At 62.0% G+C, this 20303-nt stretch carries 23 protein-coding genes; 22 read left to right on the top strand and 1 reads right to left on the bottom strand.

Annotated elements, in window-relative coordinates; translation table 11 throughout:
* Positions 1 to 12 precede the first annotated feature (12 nt).
* The 6 genes from queA to ACSZPK_RS21310 all read left to right on the top strand — a co-directional run bounded on the left by queA (position 13) and on the right by ACSZPK_RS21310 (position 6149).
* A complete protein-coding gene (gene queA / locus ACSZPK_RS21285) occupies positions 13 to 1062 on the top strand; it encodes a tRNA preQ1(34) S-adenosylmethionine ribosyltransferase-isomerase QueA (protein WP_437883544.1) in 1050 nt (349 codons plus the stop codon).
* A gap of 5 nt (positions 1063 to 1067) precedes the next feature.
* Positions 1068 to 2186 (top strand): tRNA guanosine(34) transglycosylase Tgt, encoded by a 1119-nt coding sequence (tgt, locus tag ACSZPK_RS21290; RefSeq protein ID WP_437883709.1) that lies wholly within the window; start codon positions 1068 to 1070, stop codon positions 2184 to 2186.
* A 39-nt stretch (positions 2187 to 2225) separates the two neighbouring features.
* Positions 2226 to 2564 carry a preprotein translocase subunit YajC gene (gene yajC / locus ACSZPK_RS21295; protein WP_437883545.1) on the top strand — a complete coding sequence of 113 codons (339 nt, stop codon included), beginning with the start codon at positions 2226 to 2228 and terminating at the stop codon, positions 2562 to 2564.
* 64 nt (positions 2565 to 2628) lie between these two features.
* Positions 2629 to 4497 (top strand): protein translocase subunit SecD, encoded by a 1869-nt coding sequence (secD, locus tag ACSZPK_RS21300; protein ID WP_437883546.1) that lies wholly within the window; start codon positions 2629 to 2631, stop codon positions 4495 to 4497.
* Between the two features lie 10 nt (positions 4498 to 4507).
* Positions 4508 to 5422, top strand: coding sequence for a protein translocase subunit SecF (secF, locus tag ACSZPK_RS21305; RefSeq protein ID WP_437883547.1), 915 nt, complete (start codon positions 4508 to 4510; stop codon positions 5420 to 5422).
* A gap of 178 nt (positions 5423 to 5600) precedes the next feature.
* The gene (locus ACSZPK_RS21310; protein WP_437883548.1) at positions 5601 to 6149 is read left to right on the top strand and encodes a glycine zipper 2TM domain-containing protein; all 549 of its coding nucleotides are present in this window, start codon (positions 5601 to 5603) and stop codon (positions 6147 to 6149) included.
* 54 nt (positions 6150 to 6203) lie between these two features.
* Here ACSZPK_RS21310 and suhB read toward each other — a convergent pair whose 3' ends face one another.
* On the bottom strand, positions 6204 to 7019 hold the full coding sequence (suhB, locus tag ACSZPK_RS21315) for a type III secretion system regulator SuhB (protein WP_437883549.1): 816 nt from the start codon (positions 7017 to 7019) through the stop codon (positions 6204 to 6206).
* Positions 7020 to 7165: 146 nt separating this feature from the next.
* On the opposite strand from suhB, the gene trmJ reads away from it, so the two are divergent.
* The 16 genes from trmJ (at position 7166) to hisS (ending at position 20283) form a co-directional block, all read left to right on the top strand.
* Positions 7166 to 7945, top strand: coding sequence for a tRNA (cytosine(32)/uridine(32)-2'-O)-methyltransferase TrmJ (gene trmJ / locus ACSZPK_RS21320; RefSeq protein WP_437883550.1), 780 nt, complete (start codon positions 7166 to 7168; stop codon positions 7943 to 7945).
* On the top strand, positions 7938 to 8720 hold the full coding sequence (gene cysE / locus ACSZPK_RS21325; protein ID WP_437883710.1) for a serine O-acetyltransferase: 783 nt from the start codon (positions 7938 to 7940) through the stop codon (positions 8718 to 8720). The genes trmJ and cysE overlap by 8 nt, the downstream gene beginning before the upstream one ends.
* A 139-nt stretch (positions 8721 to 8859) precedes the next feature.
* Entirely contained in the window at positions 8860 to 9351 is a 492-nt protein-coding gene (iscR, locus tag ACSZPK_RS21330; RefSeq protein ID WP_437883551.1) for a Fe-S cluster assembly transcriptional regulator IscR, read from the top strand.
* A gap of 37 nt (positions 9352 to 9388) precedes the next feature.
* Positions 9389 to 10603, top strand: a complete 1215-nt coding sequence (locus ACSZPK_RS21335) for an IscS subfamily cysteine desulfurase (RefSeq protein ID WP_437883552.1) — start codon at positions 9389 to 9391, stop codon at positions 10601 to 10603.
* Positions 10604 to 10650: 47 nt separating this feature from the next.
* The gene (gene iscU / locus ACSZPK_RS21340; protein ID WP_437883553.1) at positions 10651 to 11037 is read left to right on the top strand and encodes a Fe-S cluster assembly scaffold IscU; all 387 of its coding nucleotides are present in this window, start codon (positions 10651 to 10653) and stop codon (positions 11035 to 11037) included.
* 15 nt (positions 11038 to 11052) lie between these two features.
* Complete coding sequence (gene iscA / locus ACSZPK_RS21345) at positions 11053 to 11376, top strand: iron-sulfur cluster assembly protein IscA (protein WP_437883554.1); 324 nt, start codon at positions 11053 to 11055, stop codon at positions 11374 to 11376.
* 8 nt (positions 11377 to 11384) lie between these two features.
* On the top strand, positions 11385 to 11906 hold the full coding sequence (gene hscB, locus ACSZPK_RS21350) for a co-chaperone HscB (protein WP_437883555.1): 522 nt from the start codon (positions 11385 to 11387) through the stop codon (positions 11904 to 11906).
* A gap of 45 nt (positions 11907 to 11951) precedes the next feature.
* Positions 11952 to 13817, top strand: coding sequence for a Fe-S protein assembly chaperone HscA (hscA, locus tag ACSZPK_RS21355; RefSeq protein WP_437883556.1), 1866 nt, complete (start codon positions 11952 to 11954; stop codon positions 13815 to 13817).
* Between the two features lie 2 nt (positions 13818 to 13819).
* Entirely contained in the window at positions 13820 to 14158 is a 339-nt protein-coding gene (gene fdx, locus ACSZPK_RS21360) for an ISC system 2Fe-2S type ferredoxin (protein WP_437883711.1), read from the top strand.
* Positions 14159 to 14161: 3 nt separating this feature from the next.
* Complete coding sequence (iscX, locus tag ACSZPK_RS21365) at positions 14162 to 14362, top strand: Fe-S cluster assembly protein IscX (protein ID WP_437883557.1); 201 nt, start codon at positions 14162 to 14164, stop codon at positions 14360 to 14362.
* 128 nt (positions 14363 to 14490) lie between these two features.
* A complete protein-coding gene (gene ndk / locus ACSZPK_RS21370; protein ID WP_437883558.1) occupies positions 14491 to 14922 on the top strand; it encodes a nucleoside-diphosphate kinase in 432 nt (143 codons plus the stop codon).
* 29 nt (positions 14923 to 14951) lie between these two features.
* A complete protein-coding gene (rlmN, locus tag ACSZPK_RS21375) occupies positions 14952 to 16097 on the top strand; it encodes a 23S rRNA (adenine(2503)-C(2))-methyltransferase RlmN (RefSeq protein ID WP_437883559.1) in 1146 nt (381 codons plus the stop codon).
* A gap of 13 nt (positions 16098 to 16110) precedes the next feature.
* On the top strand, positions 16111 to 16872 hold the full coding sequence (gene pilW, locus ACSZPK_RS21380; protein WP_437883560.1) for a type IV pilus biogenesis/stability protein PilW: 762 nt from the start codon (positions 16111 to 16113) through the stop codon (positions 16870 to 16872).
* Complete coding sequence (locus ACSZPK_RS21385) at positions 16872 to 17864, top strand: RodZ domain-containing protein (protein WP_437883561.1); 993 nt, start codon at positions 16872 to 16874, stop codon at positions 17862 to 17864. The genes pilW and ACSZPK_RS21385 overlap by 1 nt, the downstream gene beginning before the upstream one ends.
* Positions 17861 to 18976, top strand: a complete 1116-nt coding sequence (gene ispG / locus ACSZPK_RS21390) for a flavodoxin-dependent (E)-4-hydroxy-3-methylbut-2-enyl-diphosphate synthase (protein WP_437883562.1) — start codon at positions 17861 to 17863, stop codon at positions 18974 to 18976. The genes ACSZPK_RS21385 and ispG overlap by 4 nt, the downstream gene beginning before the upstream one ends.
* A gap of 17 nt (positions 18977 to 18993) precedes the next feature.
* Positions 18994 to 20283: a histidine--tRNA ligase gene (gene hisS / locus ACSZPK_RS21395; protein WP_437883563.1), complete on the top strand. Its 1290-nt coding sequence runs from the start codon at positions 18994 to 18996 to the stop codon at positions 20281 to 20283.
* The last annotated feature ends 20 nt before the right edge of the window (positions 20284 to 20303 follow it).

Here is a 20303-nt window from a genome sequence, read left to right on the forward strand (position 1 = left end):
ACGATCCACATCATGCGCGTTGCCGACTTCCATTTCGATCTTCCCGATTCCCTGATCGCCCGCCATCCATTGAGCGAGCGTCGGTCCAGCCGCCTTCTGGTGCTGGATGGCGAAAGCGGTGCGCTGGCGCACCGGCAGTTCGTCGACCTGCTCGGCTATCTACGTGCGGGCGATCTGATGGTGTTCAACGACACCCGGGTCATCCCGGCGCGGCTGTTTGGCAACAAGGCTTCTGGCGGCAAGCTGGAGATTCTTGTCGAGCGTGTGCTCGATGAGCGTCGGGTGTTGGCTCATGTGCGTTCGAGCAAGTCGCCCAAGCCTGGTTCGCGAATCCATATAGAAGGTGGCGGTGAAGCCGAAATGCTGGCGCGGCACGAGGCGCTGTTCGAGCTGCGTTTCGACGAAGACGTGTTGCCACTGCTGCAGCGGGTTGGCCACATGCCGCTGCCTCCTTATATCGATCGTGCCGATGAGGCCGATGATCGCGAGCGTTACCAGACCGTCTATGCCGCCCGTGAAGGTGCGGTTGCGGCGCCGACGGCAGGACTGCATTTCGACAAAGAGTTGCTCGAAGCGTTGCAGGGCAAAGGTGTTGAGCAGGCTTTCGTGACCCTGCACGTCGGTGCTGGAACCTTCCAGCCGGTGCGGGTCGAACGCATCGAAGACCACCACATGCACAGTGAGTGGCTGGAGGTGAGCCCGTCTGTGGTCAATGCCGTGGCTGCCTGCAAGGCGCGTGGCGGTCGTGTGATCGCAGTGGGCACGACCAGCGTGCGCTCCCTGGAAAGCGCCGCGCGCAATGGCGTGCTGGCGCCTTTCGCCGGTGATACCGACATCTTCATTTACCCTGGGCGTCCGTTCCATGTGGTCGATGCCCTGGTCACCAACTTCCACTTGCCTGAGTCGACCTTGCTGATGCTGGTATCCGCCTTTGCCGGTTACCCCGAGACCATGGCGGCCTACGCGGCGGCCGTCGAGCAGCAGTACCGCTTCTTCAGTTATGGCGATGCCATGTTCATCACCCGCAATCCGGCCGCGCGCGGCCCCGAGGAATCCCAATGAGTCACATGTCCTTCGAGCTGCTGGCGACCGACGGCCGGGCGCGCCGTGGGCGTCTGACCTTTCCCCGTGGTGTGGTGGATACACCGGCGTTCATGCCGGTCGGCACCTATGGCACGGTCAAGGGCATGCTGCCGCGTGATATCGAAGAAATCGGTGCGCAGATCATTCTCGGCAATACTTTCCACCTCTGGCTGCGTCCAGGCACCGAGGTGATCAAGCAGCATGGCGACCTGCATGACTTCATGCAGTGGAAGGGGCCGATCCTCACCGACTCCGGCGGTTTCCAGGTGTTCAGCCTGGGGGCCATGCGCAAGATCAAGGAGGAGGGCGTGTATTTCGCTTCTCCGGTCGATGGCGCCAAGGTGTTCATGGGGCCGGAAGAGTCGATGCAGGTCCAGCGCGACCTGGGCTCCGATATCGTGATGATCTTCGATGAATGCACGCCGTATCCGGCCGAATTCGACGTGGCCAAGTGCTCGATGGAGCTGTCGCTGCGCTGGGCCAAGCGTTCTAAGGCGGCCCATGAGGGTAATCCTTCTGCGCTGTTCGGCATCGTCCAGGGTGGCATGCATGAAGAGCTGCGCATGCGTTCGCTGGAGGGGCTTTGTGAGATCGGCTTCGATGGCCTGGCCATCGGCGGTCTTTCCGTGGGCGAGCCCAAGGAAGAGATGATCCGCGTTCTGGATTTCCTGCCGCCACAGCTGCCGGTGGACAAACCTCGTTACCTGATGGGTGTGGGCAAACCCGAGGACTTGGTCGAAGGTGTGCGCCGTGGCGTCGACATGTTCGACTGCGTGATGCCCACGCGCAATGCGCGCAACGGACACCTGTTCACGGATACGGGGGTGGTGAAGATCCGCAACTCCGTGCACAAGCATGACGATTCGCCGCTGGATCCGACCTGTGACTGCCATACCTGCCGCAACTTTTCCCGCGCCTATCTCCATCACTTGGACAAGTGTGGCGAAATGCTGGGAAGCATGCTCAATACGATCCATAACTTGCGTTATTACCAGCGCGTCATGGCTGGTTTGCGCGAGTCAATTCAACAGGGTAAATTGGCCGACTTCGTCGATGCCTTCTACGCTCGGCGCGGCTTGCCAACGCCGCCTCTGGCGCCCTGAGCCCAATAATTCGAGTTTCATGCAATAGGAGTTTCGTTAATGAGCTTTCTGATTTCCGCCGCCTACGCCGATGGGGCCGCACCGGCAGCCGCCGCTCAGGGCGCCGGTGGTTTCGAGTGGATTTTCCTGGTCGGTTTCCTGGTCATCTTCTACCTGATGATCTGGCGTCCCCAGGCCAAGCGCGCCAAGGAGCACAAGAACCTGCTCGGCGGCCTGCAGAAAGGTGACGAAGTGGTCACCAGCGCCGGTATCGCCGGGCGCGTCACCAAGGTCGCCGATGATTTCGTCGTCGTCGAGGTTGCCGACGGTGTCGAGCTGAAGTTCCAGAAGCAGGCCGTTTCGGCGACTTTGCCGAAGGGCACGCTGAAAGCGATCTAAACAACGTTTCATTCTTCACCACGACGGGGCGCCTTAGGCGCCCCGCGTCATAACGGGCGACGTCATGCTCAATAGATACCCCTTGTGGAAATACCTGCTGATCCTGGTCGTACTGGCGGTCGGTTTCATTTATTCCGCGCCGAACCTGTACCCGGACGATCCGGCCATCCAGATCACGGGTGCCAGTTCGGCTCGGCAGATCACCCAGAGCGATCTCGACCGGCTTGGCAAGGCGCTCGCCGATGCCGGCCTGCAGGTCAAGGCTGCAAGCCTGTCGGCCAAGGGGCAGGGCGGCATGGTGCGCCTGGCGCGTTCCCAGGACCAGCTTCCGGCCCAGGAGCTGGCGCGCAAACTGCTGGGGGATGATTACATCGTCGCGCTCAACCTGGCGCCTACCACGCCGCAGTGGTTGCGCAACATTGGCGCAGGCCCGATGAAGCTCGGTCTCGACCTGTCCGGTGGTGTGCACTTCCTGCTGGAAGTGGACATGGACAAGGCCGTCGGCGCCCGTCTGAAAATCTACGAGAACGAGGTCAAGACCTTGCTGCGCAAGGAGCGTGTGCGTTATCGCAGCATGCCGCAGCAAGATGAAGCGATCATGGTCGGCTTTGCCGATGGCGACTCGCTGAGCCAGGCCGAGAGCCTGGTGCGCAAGAACTTCACCGATTTCGAGGTCACCACTGTCCAGCGCAATGGTTCCCAGGTGCTGCGCCTGGCGCTGACCCAGGCCAAGCTGGCCGAGATCCGTGAATACTCGATCAAGCAGAACCTGACCACCGTACGCAACCGGGTCAACGAGTTGGGCGTCGCCGAGCCGCTGGTACAGCGCCAGGGAGCCAACCGCATCGTCGTCGAGCTGCCGGGTGTGCAGGACACCGCCGAGGCCAAGCGTATCCTCGGTAAGACCGCCAACCTCGAATTCCGTCTGCAGGCTGAAGTGGATGCGGCGCGTGCGACCACCGAGTCCTTCGGCTTCCGCGAGCCGGGTCGTCCAGAAGTGGCGCTGGAACGCAGCCTGATCATCACGGGTGACCAGGTTACCGACGCCCAGGCCAGTTTCGACGAGAACGGTCGGCCGCAGGTCAACATCCGTCTGGACAACCATGGCGGCGACCTGATGAACCGCGCCACCCGCAACAACGTCGGGCGCAGCATGGCGGTGATTTTCATCGAGCAGAAACCGGTCACCAACTACGTCAAGCAAGTCGTCGATGGTGTGGAGAAGGAGGTCGCCGTACCGTCCTTCAAGGAAGAGAAGCAGATCATCAGTCTTGCCACTATCCAGTCTGCCCTGGGCAACCAGTTCCGCATCACCGGCCTGAACGGTCAGGGCGAGTCGTCCGAGCTGGCGCTGCTGCTGCGCGCCGGTGGCCTGGCGGCGCCGATGTACTTTGCCGAGGAACGCACCATCGGCCCGAGCCTGGGGGCCGACAATATCCAGAAGGGTATCGATGCGTCCCTGTGGGGCATGCTGTTCGTCTCGCTGTTCATCATCGCCATCTACCGCTTCTTCGGCATCCTGGCGACCGTGGCACTGGCGCTGAACATGGTGATCCTGCTGGCGCTGATGTCTCTGTTAGGGGCGACCCTGACCCTGCCGGGTATTGCCGGTATTGTCCTGACCATGGGTATGGCGGTGGACGCCAACGTGTTGATCTACTCGCGTATTCGCGAGGAGTTGAACAACGGCATGGCGGTGCAGCGTGCGATCCATGAAGGTTTCGACCGTGCCTTTACCGCGATCCTCGACTCTAACCTGACCACCCTGCTGGTCGGTGGCATCCTGTTCGCCATGGGGACTGGCCCGATCAAGGGCTTCGCCGTGACCCTGTCGCTGGGTATCGTCACCTCGTTGTTCACCGCGATCATGGTGACCCGCGCGATGGTCAACCTGATCTTCGGTGGTCGTGACTTCAAGAAGCTGTGGATCTGAGGCGCCTGATATGAAACTGAATACCATCAACTTCATGGGCGTACGCAACCTGGCGTTCGCCCTGACCATGCTGCTGACGCTGTTGGCGCTGGGCAGCTGGTTCTTCAAGGGACTTAACTTCGGTCTCGACTTCACCGGCGGCGCGCAGATCGAGCTGTCCTACGAGAAGGCCGCCGACCTGGGGCAGATCCGCGAGCAGTTGCATGCTGCCGGTTTCCCCGAAGCGGTGGTGCAGAGCTTCGGCGCCACTACCGAAGTGGTCGTGCGCATGCAGGGCGATGATCCGCAACTTGGCAATCAGGTCGCTGCAGCCTTGCAGAAAGCCAACGCGGAAAACCCGGTGCATGTGAAGAAAGTCGAATTCGTCGGCCCGCAGGTCGGCGAGGAGCTGCGTGACCAGGGTGGCCTGGGCATGCTCCTGGCGCTCGGTGGGATCATGCTGTACCTAGCGTTCCGCTTCCAATGGAAGTTCGGCGTCGGTGCGATCGTTTCCCTGGTGCATGACGTGGTCGTGACCCTGGGCATCCTGTCGTTCTTCCAGATCACCTTCGACCTGACCACCCTGGCGGCGCTGCTGGCGATCATTGGCTACTCGCTGAACGACACCATCGTCGTGTTCGACCGCGTGCGCGAGAACTTCCGCGTGTTGCGCAAGGCCAGCCTGATCGAGAACATCAACATCTCGACCACCCAGACCCTGCTGCGCACCATGGCGACTTCGATCTCCACGCTGCTGGCGATCGTCGCGCTGATCTTCTTCGCCGGCGACAACCTGTTCGGCTTCTCCATTGCCCTGTTCGTCGGTGTGCTGGCGGGTACCTACTCGTCGATCTACATCGCCAACGTGGTGTTGATCTGGCTCAACCTGAACAGCGAAGACCTGATTCCTCCGGCTGCCGCCGAGTCGGTCGACGATCGTCCCTGATCGATTGTCCGTGTGGTAACGAAGCCCGGCCTTGTGCCGGGCTTCTTGCTTTCATGGTGGGTGAGGGCATTCCTGGATGCGTGTGCTGGTCGTCTCGATGGAACTTGAGGGGCTCTCGGCTCTCCAAGGCTGGGAATAAGGCAGGAATGCTGCCGAGGTAGTGTCTCAGGAGGACCAGATGAACAAGTCATTGATTGTTGGCGCGGTTTTGGGTGCAGTGGGGGTTACCGCTGGCGGCGCTGTGGCTACGTACAGCCTGGTCGGTGGTCCCGAATACGCCGAAGTGCTCGCCGTGCAGCCGGTGAACGAAACCATCAAGACCCCGCGCGAAGTATGCAAGGACGTAGCGGTGACCCGCCAGCGTCCGGTCAAGGACCAGTACAAGATCGCCGGTACCGCCATCGGCGCGCTGGCTGGAGGCCTGTTGGGCAACCAGGTCGGTGGTGGCAATGGCAAGAAGATCGCCACCGTGGCGGGCGCTGTGGGTGGTGGTTATGCCGGTAATCAGGTTCAGGGGCACATGCAGGCCAATGATACCTACACGACCACTGAGACCCGTTGCAGCACGGTGACCGATACCAGCCAGAAGCTGGTCGGCTACGACGTGAAGTACCAGCTCGATGGGCGTACCAGCCAGGTGCGCATGGATCATGATCCGGGTCGCCGAATCCCGGTCGACAAGGACGGCCGCCTGCAACTGGCCCAGCAGGGCGAAGCGGCACGCTGATTTCGTCGTCCATAAAAAAACGCCCTTCCGGGCGTTTTTTTATGGCTGCTTCGTTCAGCGTTTCATCGATGCGCTCAGGTGCGGCTGGATCGCAGTCAGCACGGCTTTGAAGCACTTGGTGTTGCCAGCCACGATCTGGCCTTTCTCGAGGAAGTCGTGGCCGCCATTGAAGTCACTGACCAGGCCACCGGCTTCCTGGATCAGCAGGGCGCCGGCCGCCATGTCCCACTCCGACAGGCCGAACTCCCAGAAGGCGTCGTAACGGCCTGCGGCGACGTAGGCCAGGTCCAGGCTGGCGGCGCCGGCACGGCGCAGGCCGGCGGTCTGGCCAACCAGGCTGCGGAACATGCCGAGGTAGTTGTCAATATCGTCCATTTGCTCGTCGCGGAACGGGAAGCCGGTGCCCAGCAGGGCGCCTTCCAGGCTCTTGCGTGCGCTGACACGCAGGCGACGGCCATTGAGCGCGGCGCCACGACCGCGGCTGGCGGTGAATTCTTCCTGGCGGATGGGGTCGAGGACTACCGCATGTTCCAGTCGGCCACGGTATTTGCAGGCGATGCTGACTGCAAAGTGGGGGACGCCGCGGATGAAGTTGGTGGTGCCGTCCAGGGGGTCGATGATCCACTGGTAATCGGCGCCTTCGCCAGAGCCCAGGATATTGCTGCCTTCCTCGCCGAGAATGGCATGGCTCGGGTAGGCCTTTTGCAGGGCTTGAACGATCGTCTGTTCGGCGGCGCGGTCGATTTCCGTGACGTAATCGCGCGCGTCCTTCTCGCTGACCGAGATGACGTCCAGGCGCTCGACGGAGCGTGCGATCAGTTCGCCGGCGGCACGGGCTGCGCGCAGCGCGATGTTCAGCATAGGCTGCATGGGGGGTTCACCAAGGTCGTTAAAGAAAGCCGGCAATTCTAGCAGAAAAAATCCGTCGAAGAAGGGCGCGCGGCAGTTCTTGCGTGGCACGTGTGCAGGCGCTTCTGTAAGATTCAGGCCCTTTCGCTACACCTCGAGGGCTGATCGTGCTGCAGAACGTGCGTGTCGTGCTGGTCAATACCAGTCATCCCGGCAATATCGGCGGTGCCGCTCGAGCCATGAAGAACATGGGCTTGTCGCGCCTGGTGCTGGTCGATCCGTGCGATTTCCCCAGTCCTGAGGCAGATGCGCGGGCTTCTGGGGCCAGTGATCTGCTGGAGCGGGCGCAGGTGGTCGGTACCCTGGAAGAGGCGCTGGTCGGCTGCAGCCTGGTGCTCGGCACCAGCGCCCGTGATCGCAGTATTCCCTGGCCTTTGCTCGATCCGCGCGAGTGTGGCACCACAACTTGCCAGCATGCTGCGCAAGGTGGCGAAGTGGCGCTGGTGTTCGGGCGTGAATACGCCGGCCTGACCAACGAAGAGCTGCAGCGCTGCCATTATCACGTGCATATTCCTTCCGATCCGGCTTTCGCTTCGCTGAACCTGGCCTCAGCCGTGCAGGTGCTGGTCTATGAGCTGCGCATGGCCTGGCTGATCGAGCAAAAGCAGCCGACCAAGATGAGCAAGGTCGAGGGCGCGTCGCCGCTCGATTTGCAGTTGGTCACTGCCGATGAGCTGGAGTTGTATTACGGGCATCTGGAGAAAACGCTGACCGATATCGGGTTCCTTGATCCCGCCAATCCCCGGCACCTGATGAGTCGCCTGCGTCGGCTCTATGGGCGTGCCGGGATCAGCAAGCTGGAGATGAATATTCTGCGCGGCATCCTCACGGAGACGCAGAAAGTGGTGCAGGGCGCGCCTCACAAGCGGAGAAACGATGATGTTTGAGCGTATGCGCGAGGATATTCGCAGTGTGTTTCACCGAGACCCTGCTGCCCGCAATGCCTTTGAAGTGGTGACTTGCTATCCGGGGCTGCATGCGATCTGGCTGCATCGGATCGGTCATGCGTTGTGGCGCAATGGCTGGAAGTGGCTGGCGCGGCTGGTTTCCAATTTCGGTCGTTGGCTGACCGGGATCGAGATTCATCCGGGGGCGAAGATCGGCCGGCGTTTCTTCATCGACCACGGTATGGGCATCGTCATCGGTGAAACCGCTGAAATCGGTGATGACGTGACGCTCTACCAGGGCGTTACCTTGGGCGGTACGAGCTGGAACAAGGGCAAGCGTCATCCGACCCTGGAAGACGGTGTCGTGGTCGGTGCGGGGGCCAAGGTGCTCGGTCCGTTCACGGTCGGCGCGGGAGCCAAGATCGGCTCCAATGCGGTGGTGACCAAGGCGGTGCCGGCTGGCGCCACGGCTGTGGGTATTCCGGGGCGGGTGATCATCAAGGTCGATGATGATCAGGTGGCCAGGCGCCAGGCCATGGCCGAGAAACTGGGCTTCGATGCCTATGGCGTCGGTCCGGACATGCCGGACCCGGTGGCGAAGGCGATCGGTCAGTTGCTGGATCATCTGCATGCTGTTGATGGTCGCCTGGAGGGGATGTGCGAGGCGCTGACGTCGCTGGGCAGTGATTACTCTGCCAGCCGGCTGCCAGAGCTGAAGGATGAGGATTTCGCTGACGTTTGCAAGGAAGGGCAGAGCGACAAGCCTGCAGCCTGATGCCCTTATTGGAGAAGGTCTGCTATGATTTGCGCCCCTTGCTGAGCCTAATCCTGACTATTTCAATCGGTCTTATAGTTGACTCAAATAGTCGGGAATAGGATAATGCGCAGCAATTCAGCGATTACCTGGTATTTCCATGCGACTCACCACCAAAGGCCGCTATGCCGTGACCGCCATGCTCGATCTGGCGCTGCATGCCCAGGAGGGCCCGGTATCGCTGGCTGACATTTCGGAGCGCCAGGGTATTTCCCTGTCGTATCTGGAACAGCTTTTCGCCAAGTTGCGCCGTAACAATCTCGTATCCAGCGTGCGTGGCCCGGGCGGCGGTTATCAGCTCTCCCGTGACATGCGCGGCATCCAGGTCGCCCAGGTGATCGATGCGGTGAACGAGTCGGTGGATGCCACCCGTTGCAACGGCGAGGGTGGTTGCCATTCTGGCGACATATGCCTGACCCACCATCTGTGGTGTGACCTCAGTCAGCAGATTCACGAATTTCTCAGCGGGATTAGTCTGGCCGACTTGGTCACCCGCCGCGAGGTGCAGGAAGTGGCGCGCCGTCAGGACCAGCGCCGCTCGAATGCCAGAGTACCTCGCATGGATAAGATCGAAGCGTCCGCCGTCGAGTGAGCAAGGGCGCCGTCAGCCTGAATTTAGGAGATAACCGATGAGATTGCCGATTTACCTGGATTATTCCGCAACCACTCCGGTAGACCCTCGCGTCGCGCAGAAAATGAGCGAGTGCCTGCTGGTCGATGGCAACTTTGGCAACCCCGCGTCGCGCTCGCACGTATTTGGCTGGAAAGCCGAGGAAGCAGTCGAGAACGCCCGTCGCCAGGTCGCTGACCTGGTCAAGGCCGACCCGCGCGAGATCGTCTGGACCTCCGGGGCCACCGAGTCCGACAACCTGGCGATCAAGGGTGTCGCTCACTTCTACGCCTCCAAGGGCAAGCACATCGTCACGTCGAAGATCGAGCACAAGGCCGTGCTGGACACCACGCGCCAACTGGAGCGCGAAGGCTTCGAAGTGACGTATATCGAGCCGGGCGAAGATGGCCTGGTAACGCCGGCGATGGTCGAGGCGGCGTTGCGCGAAGACACCATTCTGGTGTCGATCATGCACGTCAACAATGAGATCGGCACGATCAACGATATCGCTGCCATCGGCGAGCTGACCCGCTCGCGTGGCGTCCTGTTCCACGTCGATGCCGCGCAGTCGACTGGCAAGGTGGACATCGACCTGGAGACCCTGAAGGTCGACCTGATGTCCTTCTCGGCCCACAAGACCTACGGCCCGAAAGGCATCGGTGCCCTCTACGTGCGTCGCAAGCCGCGCGTGCGCCTGGAAGCGCTGATCCACGGTGGTGGTCATGAGCGTGGCATGCGTTCCGGCACCCTGGCGACCCACCAGATCGTCGGCATGGGCGAGGCCTTCCGCATCGCCAAGGAAGAAATGGCCCAGGAAAACCAGCGCATCGGTGCGCTGCGTGACCGTTTCTACAAGATCGTCGAAGGCATGGAAGAGCTGTACATCAACGGCAGCATGACTGCCCGCGTACCGCACAACCTGAACCTGAGCTTCAACTACGTCGAAGGCGAGTCGCTGATCATGGCGCTCAAGGACCTGGCGGTGTCGTCCGGCTCGGCCTGTACCTCGGCCTCCCTGGAGCCGTCCTACGTGCTGCGCGCCCTTGGGCGCAACGACGAACTGGCTCACAGCTCCATCCGTTTCACCTTTGGCCGCTTCACTACCGAGGAAGAGGTCGATTACGCCGCGTCGAAGATTCGCGAGGCCGTAGACAAGCTGCGCGCGCTCTCGCCGTTGTGGGACATGTTCAAAGAAGGTGTCGATCTGTCCAAGGTCGAATGGCAGGCGCACTGAGTTCTAGTCGCCTACAGAGCGGCACCTGATGAGAGAGGAATGGCACCATGGCATACAGTGAAAAGGTCATAGACCACTACGAAAACCCCCGCAATGTCGGCAAGATGGATGCGGAAGACCCGGATGTAGGCACCGGCATGGTCGGCGCGCCGGCCTGCGGCGACGTGATGCGCCTGCAGATCAAGGTCAACGAGCACGGCGTGATCGAAGACGCCAAGTTCAAGACCTATGGCTGTGGCTCCGCGATCGCCTCCAGCTCCCTCGCCACCGAGTGGATGAAGGGCAAGACGATCGACGAGGCCGAGACCATCAAGAACACCCAGCTCGCCGAAGAGCTGGCATTGCCGCCGGTCAAGATCCACTGCTCCGTTCTCGCCGAAGATGCCATCAAGGCTGCCGTGCGTGACTACAAGCAGAAGAAAGGTCTGCTCTGAACTGAGGAGAATGCCATGGCCATCACCATGACCGAATCCGCTGCGCGTCATGTGCAGCGCTCGCTGGACGGGCGCGGCAAGGGGGCGGGTATCCGCCTAGGCGTGCGTACCACGGGCTGTTCCGGTCTGGCCTATGTGCTGGAGTTCGTCGATGAGCTGGCGAATGAAGACCAGGTTTTCGAGAGTTTTGGCGTGAAGGTCATCATCGACCCGAAAAGCCTGACCTACCTGGACGGCACCGAACTGGACTTCGTCCGCGAAGGGTTGAACGAGGGATTCAAGTTCAATAACCCGAACGTGCGTGGCGAGTGTGGCTGTGGCGAAAGCTTCAATGTCTGAGGCATCCCGTGGGTAAGCCTTGTCATTACGCCTTGTTCGACCTGCAGCCCGCGTTCCTGCTCGATCAGGCCATGCTTTCCTCGCGTTACCGCGAGCTGGCCAAGGCCGTGCATCCGGATCGTTTCGCTGATGCGCCAGAGCGTGAGCGGCGTCTGGCGCTGGAGCGCTCGGCAAGCTTGAACGAGGCCTACCAGACGCTCAGGAGTGCGCCGCGGCGAGCCTTGTATCTGCTGGCCTTGCGAGGTCGCGAGTTACCGCTCGAGTCGACCGTTCAGGACCCTGAGTTCCTGATGCAGCAGATGCAATGGCATGAGGAGCTGGAAGAGCTGCAGGACAATGCCGATCTGGCGGGTGTCGAGGCCTTCAAGAAGCGTCTCAAAAGTACGCAGGAGCAGCTCGACGAGCGCTTCGCCGTATGCTGGGACGATGCTGTGCAGCGTGACGAAGCCGAACGCTTGGTCCGTCGCATGCAGTTCCTCGACAAGCTGTCCCACGAGGTGCGTCGCCTGGAAGAGCGCCTCGACGATTAACCCCTCGCGCTGCTCCTGGCGGCGCGCCTGTGAATTCCGATCATCATGGCCTTACTGCAGATCGCTGAGCCCGGTCAAAGTCCACAGCCCCATCAGCGCCGCTTGGCTGTGGGTATTGACCTGGGTACCACCAACTCGTTGGTCGCTGCCGTGCGCAGCGGCCTGGCCGAGCCGCTTGCCGACGAGGCGGGCCGTGTCATCCTGCCGTCCGCCGTGCGCTACCTGGCTGCGGGCATCGACGTTGGGCATGGCGCCAAGGCTGCGGCGGCGCAGGACCCGTTCAACACCATTCTCTCGGTAAAGCGCCTGATGGGACGTGGTCTCTCGGACGTGAAGCAGTTGGGCGAACAGCTGCCTTATCGTTTCGCCGAAGGCGAGTCGCACATGCCGTTCATCGAGACGGTGCAGGGCGCGAAAAGCCCGGTCGAAGTGTCTGCCGACATCCTCGGTACGCTGCGCAAGCGCGCCGAATCCGCGCTTGGCGGTGAGTTGGTCGGTGCCGTGATCACCGTCCCGGCCTATTTCGATGACGCCCAGCGCCAGGCGACCAAGGACGCCGCGCGCCTGGCTGGCCTGAATGTGCTGCGCCTGCTCAACGAGCCGACCGCTGCGGCCGTGGCCTACGGGCTCGACCAGCAGGCCGAGGGTGTCGTGGCGATCTACGATCTCGGCGGCGGCACGTTTGATATCTCGATCCTGCGCCTGACTCGCGGTGTGTTCGAGGTGCTGGCCACTGGCGGTGACAGTGCCTTGGGCGGGGATGATTTCGACCATGCCATCGCCTCGTGGATCATTGAGCAGGCGGGCCTGCCGACGAGCCTCGATCCGGCGACCCAGCGCAGCCTGTTGCAAAGTGCCTGTGCCGCCAAGGAGGCGCTGACCGGCGCGGAGTCGGTCCAGGTTGCCCATGGCGTCTGGCAGGCGACCTTGTCGCGCTCCTGTTTCGACACGCTGATCGAGCCGATGATCGCCCGCAGTCTCAAGGCATGCCGCCGCGCACTGCGTGATGCCGCTATCGAGCTGGAAGAGGTGGGCGCGGTGGTGATGGTCGGTGGCTCTACCCGTGTCCCGCGGGTGCGCTCGGCCGTGGCCGAGATGTTTGGCCGTCAGCCGCTGACCGATATCGATCCGGACCAGGTGGTGGCCATCGGTGCGGCGATCCAGGCCGATACCCTGGCGGGCAACCGCAGCGGTGATGGCGAGGCGTTGTTGCTGCTGGATGTCATTCCCCTGTCGCTTGGTCTCGAGACCATGGGCGGCCTGATGGAGCGGGTGATTCCGCGCAACACCACGATTCCTGTCGCCCGTGGCCAGGACTTCACCACCTACAAAGATGGCCAGACGGCCATGATGATCCACGTGCTACAGGGCGAGCGTGAGCTGATCAGCGATTGCCGCTCCCTGGCGCGTTTCGAATTGCGTGGCATTCCACCGATGGTGGCGGGGGCGGCGAAGATTCGCGTGACCTTCCAGGTCGATGCCGATGGCCTGCTGGGCGTCAGTGCCCGCGAACTGGGCTCTGGTGTGGAGGCGAGCATCCAGGTCAAGCCATCCTACGGCCTGACCGATGGCGAAATCGCGCGCATGCTGCAGGACTCCTTCCACAATGCCGGTGGCGATAAAGAGGCGAGGGCGTTGCGCGAGCAGCAGGTCGAGGCACAGCGCCTGCTCGAAGCCGTGCAGTCGGCCCTGGATGCCGACGGCGAGCGCCTTCTCGACGAAGAAGAGCGCCTGGCCATCGCCATGAACATGGACAGCCTGCGCGAATTGGCCGCCGCTGACGACGTGGTCGCCATCGAGCAGCAGATCAAGCGCCTGTCCCAGATTACCGATGCCTTCGCCGCGCGCCGTATGGACGCGACGGTCAAGGCGGCCCTGTCCGGGCGCCGACTCAACGAAATCGAGGAATGACGATGCCGCAGATTACTTTTCTGCCCCATCCCGAGCACTGTCCGGAAGGTATGGTGATCGAAGCGCAGCCGGGCGAAACGGTCCTGAATGCCGCACTGCGCAGTGGCATCGATATCGAGCATGCCTGTGAGAAATCCTGTGCCTGCACGACTTGCCACGTGGTGATACGCGAGGGCTTCGCTTCGCTCGAGGCCTCCGACGAACTCGAGGATGACATGCTGGACAAGGCCTGGGGCCTGGAAGCCAGGTCGCGACTATCCTGTCAGGCACAGGTCGCTGATCAGGATCTGGTCGTCGAAATCCCGAAATACACCATCAACCAGGTTTCCGAAGGGCATTGATCGATGAGTCTGAAATGGGTTGATGTGCTGGAAATCGCCATCCAGTTGTCCGAACAGAAGCCGGATGTCGATCCGCGCTACGTCAATTTCGTCGAGCTGCAGCGCTGGGTGCTGGCGCTTCCCGAGTTTTCCGACGACCCGCAGCGTGGTGGCGAGAAGGTTCTCGAGGCCATTCAAGCCGCCTGGATCGAAGAGCTCGAGTAGCGTTCATCGGACGTTCTGTCTCGTAGCGCTTCGTCGCGCAGCGTTTGCTGTGCCCGTCTACGCTTTTTTTCCCGAACCCGCGTATACTCCGCGGGTTTAATCGTTCGCTTTAAATCGTGGAGTTTCAAATGGCCGTTCAACGTACTTTTTCCATCATCAAACCGGATGCCGTCGCCAAGAACGTCATCGGCGAGATCCTCACCCGTTTCGAGAAGAACGGCCTGCGCGTCGTCGCTTCGAAGCTGGTCCAACTGTCCGAGCGTGAAGCCGCTGGTTTCTACGCCGAGCACAGCGAGCGTGGCTTCTTCAAGGACCTGGTTGCCTTCATGACTTCCGGTCCGGTCGTCGTTCAGGTTCTGGAAGGCGAGAATGCCGTCCTGAAAAACCGTGAACTGATGGGCGCCACCAACCCGAAAGAAGCTGCTGCTGGCACCATCCGTGCCGATTTCGCCGTTTCCATCGATGAAAACGCCGTACACGGTTCCGACTCGGAAGCGTCTGCCGCTCGTGAAATCGCCTACTTCTTCTCCGCTACCGAAGTGCACGCTCGCATCCGCTGAGCAGGCGTATTGCGAAGGTGAGTGAATCCATGACCGATGTAGCTGGCAAAACCAACCTGCTGGGCCTAACCCAGCCTGAAATGGAGCGATTCTTCGAGTCCATCGGAGACAAGCGCTTCCGTGCCGGCCAGGTCATGAAGTGGATTCACCACTTTGGCGTCGACGATTTCGACGCCATGAGCAATCTGGGCAAGGCCTTGCGCGAGAAACTCAAGGCCTGTGCCGAAATTCGCGGTCCCGAGATCGTCAGCCAGGACATTTCCAGCGATGGCACCCGCAAGTGGGTGGTGCGCGTGGCGTCCGGCAGTTGCGTCGAGACCGTTTACATCCCCCAGGGCGGACGCGGCACCTTGTGCGTATCTTCCCAGGCGGGTTGCGCCCTGGACTGCAGTTTCTGCTCCACCGGCAAACAAGGCTTCAACAGCGACCTGACCGCCGCCGAGATCATCGGCCAGGTATGGATCGCCAACAAATCCTTCGGTACCGTGCCGGCCAAGATCGATCGCGCCATCACCAACGTGGTGATGATGGGCATGGGCGAGCCGTTGCTGAACTTCGACAACGTCGTCGCAGCCATGCGCATCATGATGGACGACCTTGGCTACGGTATTTCCAAGCGCAAGGTCACGCTGTCCACCTCGGGTGTGGTGCCGATGATCGACAAGCTGGGCGAGGTGATCGACGTATCCCTGGCACTGTCGCTGCATGCGCCGAACGACGCCTTGCGCAATACGCTGGTGCCGATCAACAAGAAGTACCCGCTGGCGGTGCTGTTGCCGGCCTGCCGTCGATATATCGAGGGACTGGGCGAGAAACGCTTCCTGACCATCGAATATACCCTGCTCAAGGACGTCAACGACCAGCCTGAGCACGCGGTGCAGATGATCGCGCTGCTGGCCGACTTCCCCTGCAAGATTAACCTGATTCCCTTCAACCCGTTCCCGCATTCGGGGTACGAGCGCCCCAGCAACAACGCGATACGCCGCTTCCAGGACCTGCTGCATAAGGCCGGGCACAATGTGACCGTGCGCACCACCCGTGGTGACGACATCGATGCGGCCTGCGGCCAACTGGTCGGCCAGGTGCAGGACCGTACCCGCAGGAGCGAGCGTTATATCGCGGTGCGGCAACTCGCTGTCGAGGCCGCCGCCCAAGGCGCTGCCAATCGAAACTAAAGAGAGGGCATTCATGATTTTTCGCGCCGTATTCCTCCTGCTGATGGCTGGCATGCTCGGGGCATGTGTCAGTACAGGCGGGCGTGTCGATCCGATGAAGACTCAGGAAGGGCGTGACAAGGCGCGCGATGCCTACATCCAGTTGGGGCTGGGTTTCTTGTCCCAGGGGGCTACCGAGAAGGCCAAGGAGCCGCTGAAGTCGGCTCTGGCCATCGACTCTTCCAGCGCCGAGGCCCATGGCGCCCTGGCCGCGGTATTCCAGCGCGAGATGGAACCCAAGCTGGCCGAGCAGCACTATCGCAAGGCGCTTTCCAACAGCGACAACGATGCACGGCTGATGAACAACTATGGTGGTTTCCTGTACGAGCAGAAACGCTACAAGGAAGCCTATGATGTCTACCTCAAGGCCACCCAGGACGATATGTACAGCGAGCGTTCCCGGGTATTCGAGAACCTTGGGCTGACTTGCATCCAGCTCGACCGCAAGGCTGAGGCCGCACAGTTCTTCGAGCGTGCACTGCGACTCAACGCCCGTCGCCCGGTCGCGCTGTTTCAGATGGCGCAGATGTCCTACGAGAAGCGCGACTATGTCAGTGCGCGCAATTTTTACCGGGGCTACAGCCAGCAAGGCCAGCAGACGCCACAGAGTCTGCTGCTCGGCATTCGCCTGGCGAAAGTCTTCGACCAGCGTGACGAGGCTGCCAGCCTCGGTCTGCAGTTGAAGCGCCTTTATCCGGGGACCCCGGAGTACCAGCAATATCTGTCGGAGCAGTGATGAAAACGTCGCATGCAGAAGCCGGCGCGACGAGCGTCAACCCTGGCGAAACCCTGCGCGCGGCTCGCGAAGCCCGTGGCTGGGCTCTCGGGGACGTAGCCGCGCAGCTCAACCTTACCGTGCAATCCTTGCGTCAACTGGAAGCGGGCGAGTTCGACCAGTTACCGGGGCATACCTTTGCCCGCGGCTACCTGCGCGCCTATGCCAAGTTGCTGGAGATGGACCAGGCGTCGCTGGTCGCCGCGTTCGACCAGTACACCGGTAGTAACGCCAGTGGCAGTGATGTGCATAGCCTTGGCCGTATCGAAGAGCCGGTGCGCCTGTCGCAGAACCTGCTGAAGATAGTCACCCTGATCCTGCTGGTCGCCTTGGCCGTAGGTGCCTTTTTCTGGTGGCAAGACAGTGGTCATGAAGCGTCGATCACTTCCAGCCTCGGCATGGAACACGTCGAAGTCGATGGCGCCGACGGTACGACTGAAATCCATCCCCTCGATGAGCCCGAAGACCAGGCCGTGGCCGACGCTCAACCGGAAAGTGGGCAGCCCGTTCAACTGTCGCCGGAGCTTGCTGCACAACCGGAGGTGCCGACCGTTGCCGATGCGCCTGTGGACACGCAGGTCTCGCCTGCTGGGGCGACTCCGCCAGCCCAGGCTCCGCTGCCGACCCAGCCTGTAGCGCCGGCTGTGTCTGCCGCTCCCGCCAATGCCCAGGCTGTCCAGACTACGCCTGCCGCGCCGGCCCAGGGCGAGGTCAAGGTGGGCCTGCAGTTCAGCGCCGATTGCTGGACGCAACTGACCGATGCCAACGGCAAGATCTTGCTCAGCGCCCTCAAGCGCAGTGGCGAAAGCGTCGAGCTGGTTGGCAAGCAGCCGATGGAGTTGCGCCTCGGTTATGCCCGCGCTGTTCAGGTCCAGCTCAACGGTCAGCCGTTCGATATCGCGCCGTTCGTGCGTGGTGAGACCGCCCGCGTGCAGTTGGGAGCGCAGCAATGAAACACGGTGAGTCCCCGGTCAAGCGCCGGCAGTCGCGCAAGATCTGGGTCGGTTCCGTCCCGGTTGGCGGCGATGCGCCGATCGCGGTACAGAGCATGACCAACACCGAGACCTGCGACGTCGCCGCCACGGTGGCGCAGATTCGCCGCCTGGAGGATGCCGGTGCCGATATCGTGCGGGTTTCCGTGCCGGACATGGAGGCCGCCGAGGCCTTTGGCAAGATCAAGCAGCAAGTGCGTGTGCCGCTGGTGGCGGATATCCACTTCGACTACCTGATCGCCCTGCGCGTGGCCGAGCTGGGTGTCGATTGCCTGCGCATCAATCCGGGCAACATCGGCCGTGAGGACCGGGTCAAGGCGGTGGTCGAGGCGGCCCGCGACAAGGGCATTCCGATCCGTATCGGGGTCAACGCCGGCTCCTTGGAAAAGGACCTGCAGAAGAAGTATGGCGAGCCGACGCCACAGGCGCTGTTGGAATCCGCGCTGCGCCACGTCGAGCACCTGGATCGCCTCAATTTCCCGGACTTCAAGGTCAGCGTGAAGGCCTCCGACGTGTTCATGGCCGTGGAGGCCTATCGCCTGCTGGCCAAGCAGATCGAACAACCGCTGCACCTGGGTATCACCGAGGCTGGCGGCTTGCGCTCGGGCACCGTCAAGTCCGCGGTTGGTCTGGGCATGTTGCTGGCCGATGGCATCGGCGACACCATCCGTATTTCCCTGGCCGCCGATCCGGTCGAGGAGATCAAGGTCGGCTACGACATCCTCAAGTCCCTGCGCTTGCGCTCGCGTGGCATCAACTTCATCGCCTGCCCGAGCTGCTCGCGGCAGAATTTCGATGTGGTCAAGACCATGAACGAGCTGGAAAACCGTGTGGAAGACCTGCTGGTGCCGATGGATGTCGCGGTGATCGGCTGTGTGGTCAACGGTCCGGGCGAGGCCAAGGAAGCACATATCGGCTTGACCGGCGGGACGCCGAACAACCTGATCTACATCGATGGCAAACCGGCCAGCAAACTGACCAATGACAACCTGGTGGACGAGCTGGAACGGCTCATCCGCGAGAAGGCGGCCGAAAAGGCCGAGGCCGAGGCGGCCGTTATCGCCCGCGGCTGACCCGCTAAGGAACCCAAGTGAGCAAGACCCTGCAAGCCATCCGTGGCATGAACGACATCCTGCCGGAGCAGACGCCGACCTGGCGCTATCTGGAAAACACCCTGGCCAACCTGCTCAAGGGCTATGGCTACCAGGAAATCCGCCTGCCGGTCCTTGAGTTCACCGAGCTGTTCGCGCGGGGGATCGGTGAAGGCACGGACGTGGTCGACAAGGAGATGTACACCTTCCTCGACCGCAACAACGAATCCCTGACCCTGCGCCCGGAAGGCACCGCCGGCTGCGTACGCGCGGTACTCGAACACGGCCTGACCGGCGGTGGCCAGGTGCAGAAGCTCTGGTACGCGGGCCCGATGTACCGCTACGAGAAGCCGCAGAAAGGGCGCTACCGCCAGTTTCACCAGATCGGCATCGAAGTGTTCAACCTGCCGGGGCCGGACATCGACGCCGAACTGATCGTGCTCACCGCCCGCCTGTGGCGTGCCCTGGGCCTGGCCGATGCGGTGACCCTGCAGCTCAACAGCCTGGGCTCCAGCGAAGCGCGCGCGACCTATCGCGATGCGCTGGTCGCTTACTTGCAGCAGCGTTTCGATCAATTGGACGAAGACAGCCAGCGTCGCCTGACCACCAATCCGCTGCGCATCCTCGACAGCAAGAATGCCCAGACCCAGGCACTGCTGGCCGATGCGCCGACCCTGCACGATTACCTGGACGATGAGTCCCGCGTGCATTTCGAAGGGCTCAAGGCGCGCCTGGATACACTTGGCATCGACTACGTGATCAATCCCAAGCTGGTGCGCGGACTCGACTATTACGGGCGCACCGTGTTCGAGTGGGTCACCGACAAGCTCGGCTCCCAGGGCACTGTCTGCGCCGGTGGGCGCTATGACGGGCTGATCAGCCAGTTCGGCGGCAAGCCGACGCCGGGCGTGGGTTTCGCCATGGGCGTCGAGCGCCTGGTGTTGCTGCTGGAAACCCTCGACCTGGTGCCGCAATCCCTGAGCGAGCCGGCCGACGTGTTCTTCTGCGCGTTCGGCGAGGCCGCCGAACTGGCCGCGCTACGGCTGTCCGAGCAACTGCGCGATGCGCTGCCGGGCATTCGTGTGCTGGTCAACGCCGGAGCGGGCAGCTTCAAGAGCCAGTTCAAGAAGGCCGACAAGAGCGGCGCGCGCTTCGCCCTGATTCTGGGTGACGACGAACTGGCCGGCCGCGTGGTAGGTTGCAAACCCCTGCGCGCCGACGGCGAGCAACAAAGCATTGCCTGGGATGCGCTCGCTGCGCATCTTGCGACCAGTCTCGAACTGGCCTGAGATTGAACAAGGAGTTATCG

It is taken from the genome of Pseudomonas sp. LRF_L74, assembly GCF_965644255.1.
Lineage (GTDB): Bacteria > Pseudomonadota > Gammaproteobacteria > Pseudomonadales > Pseudomonadaceae > Aquipseudomonas.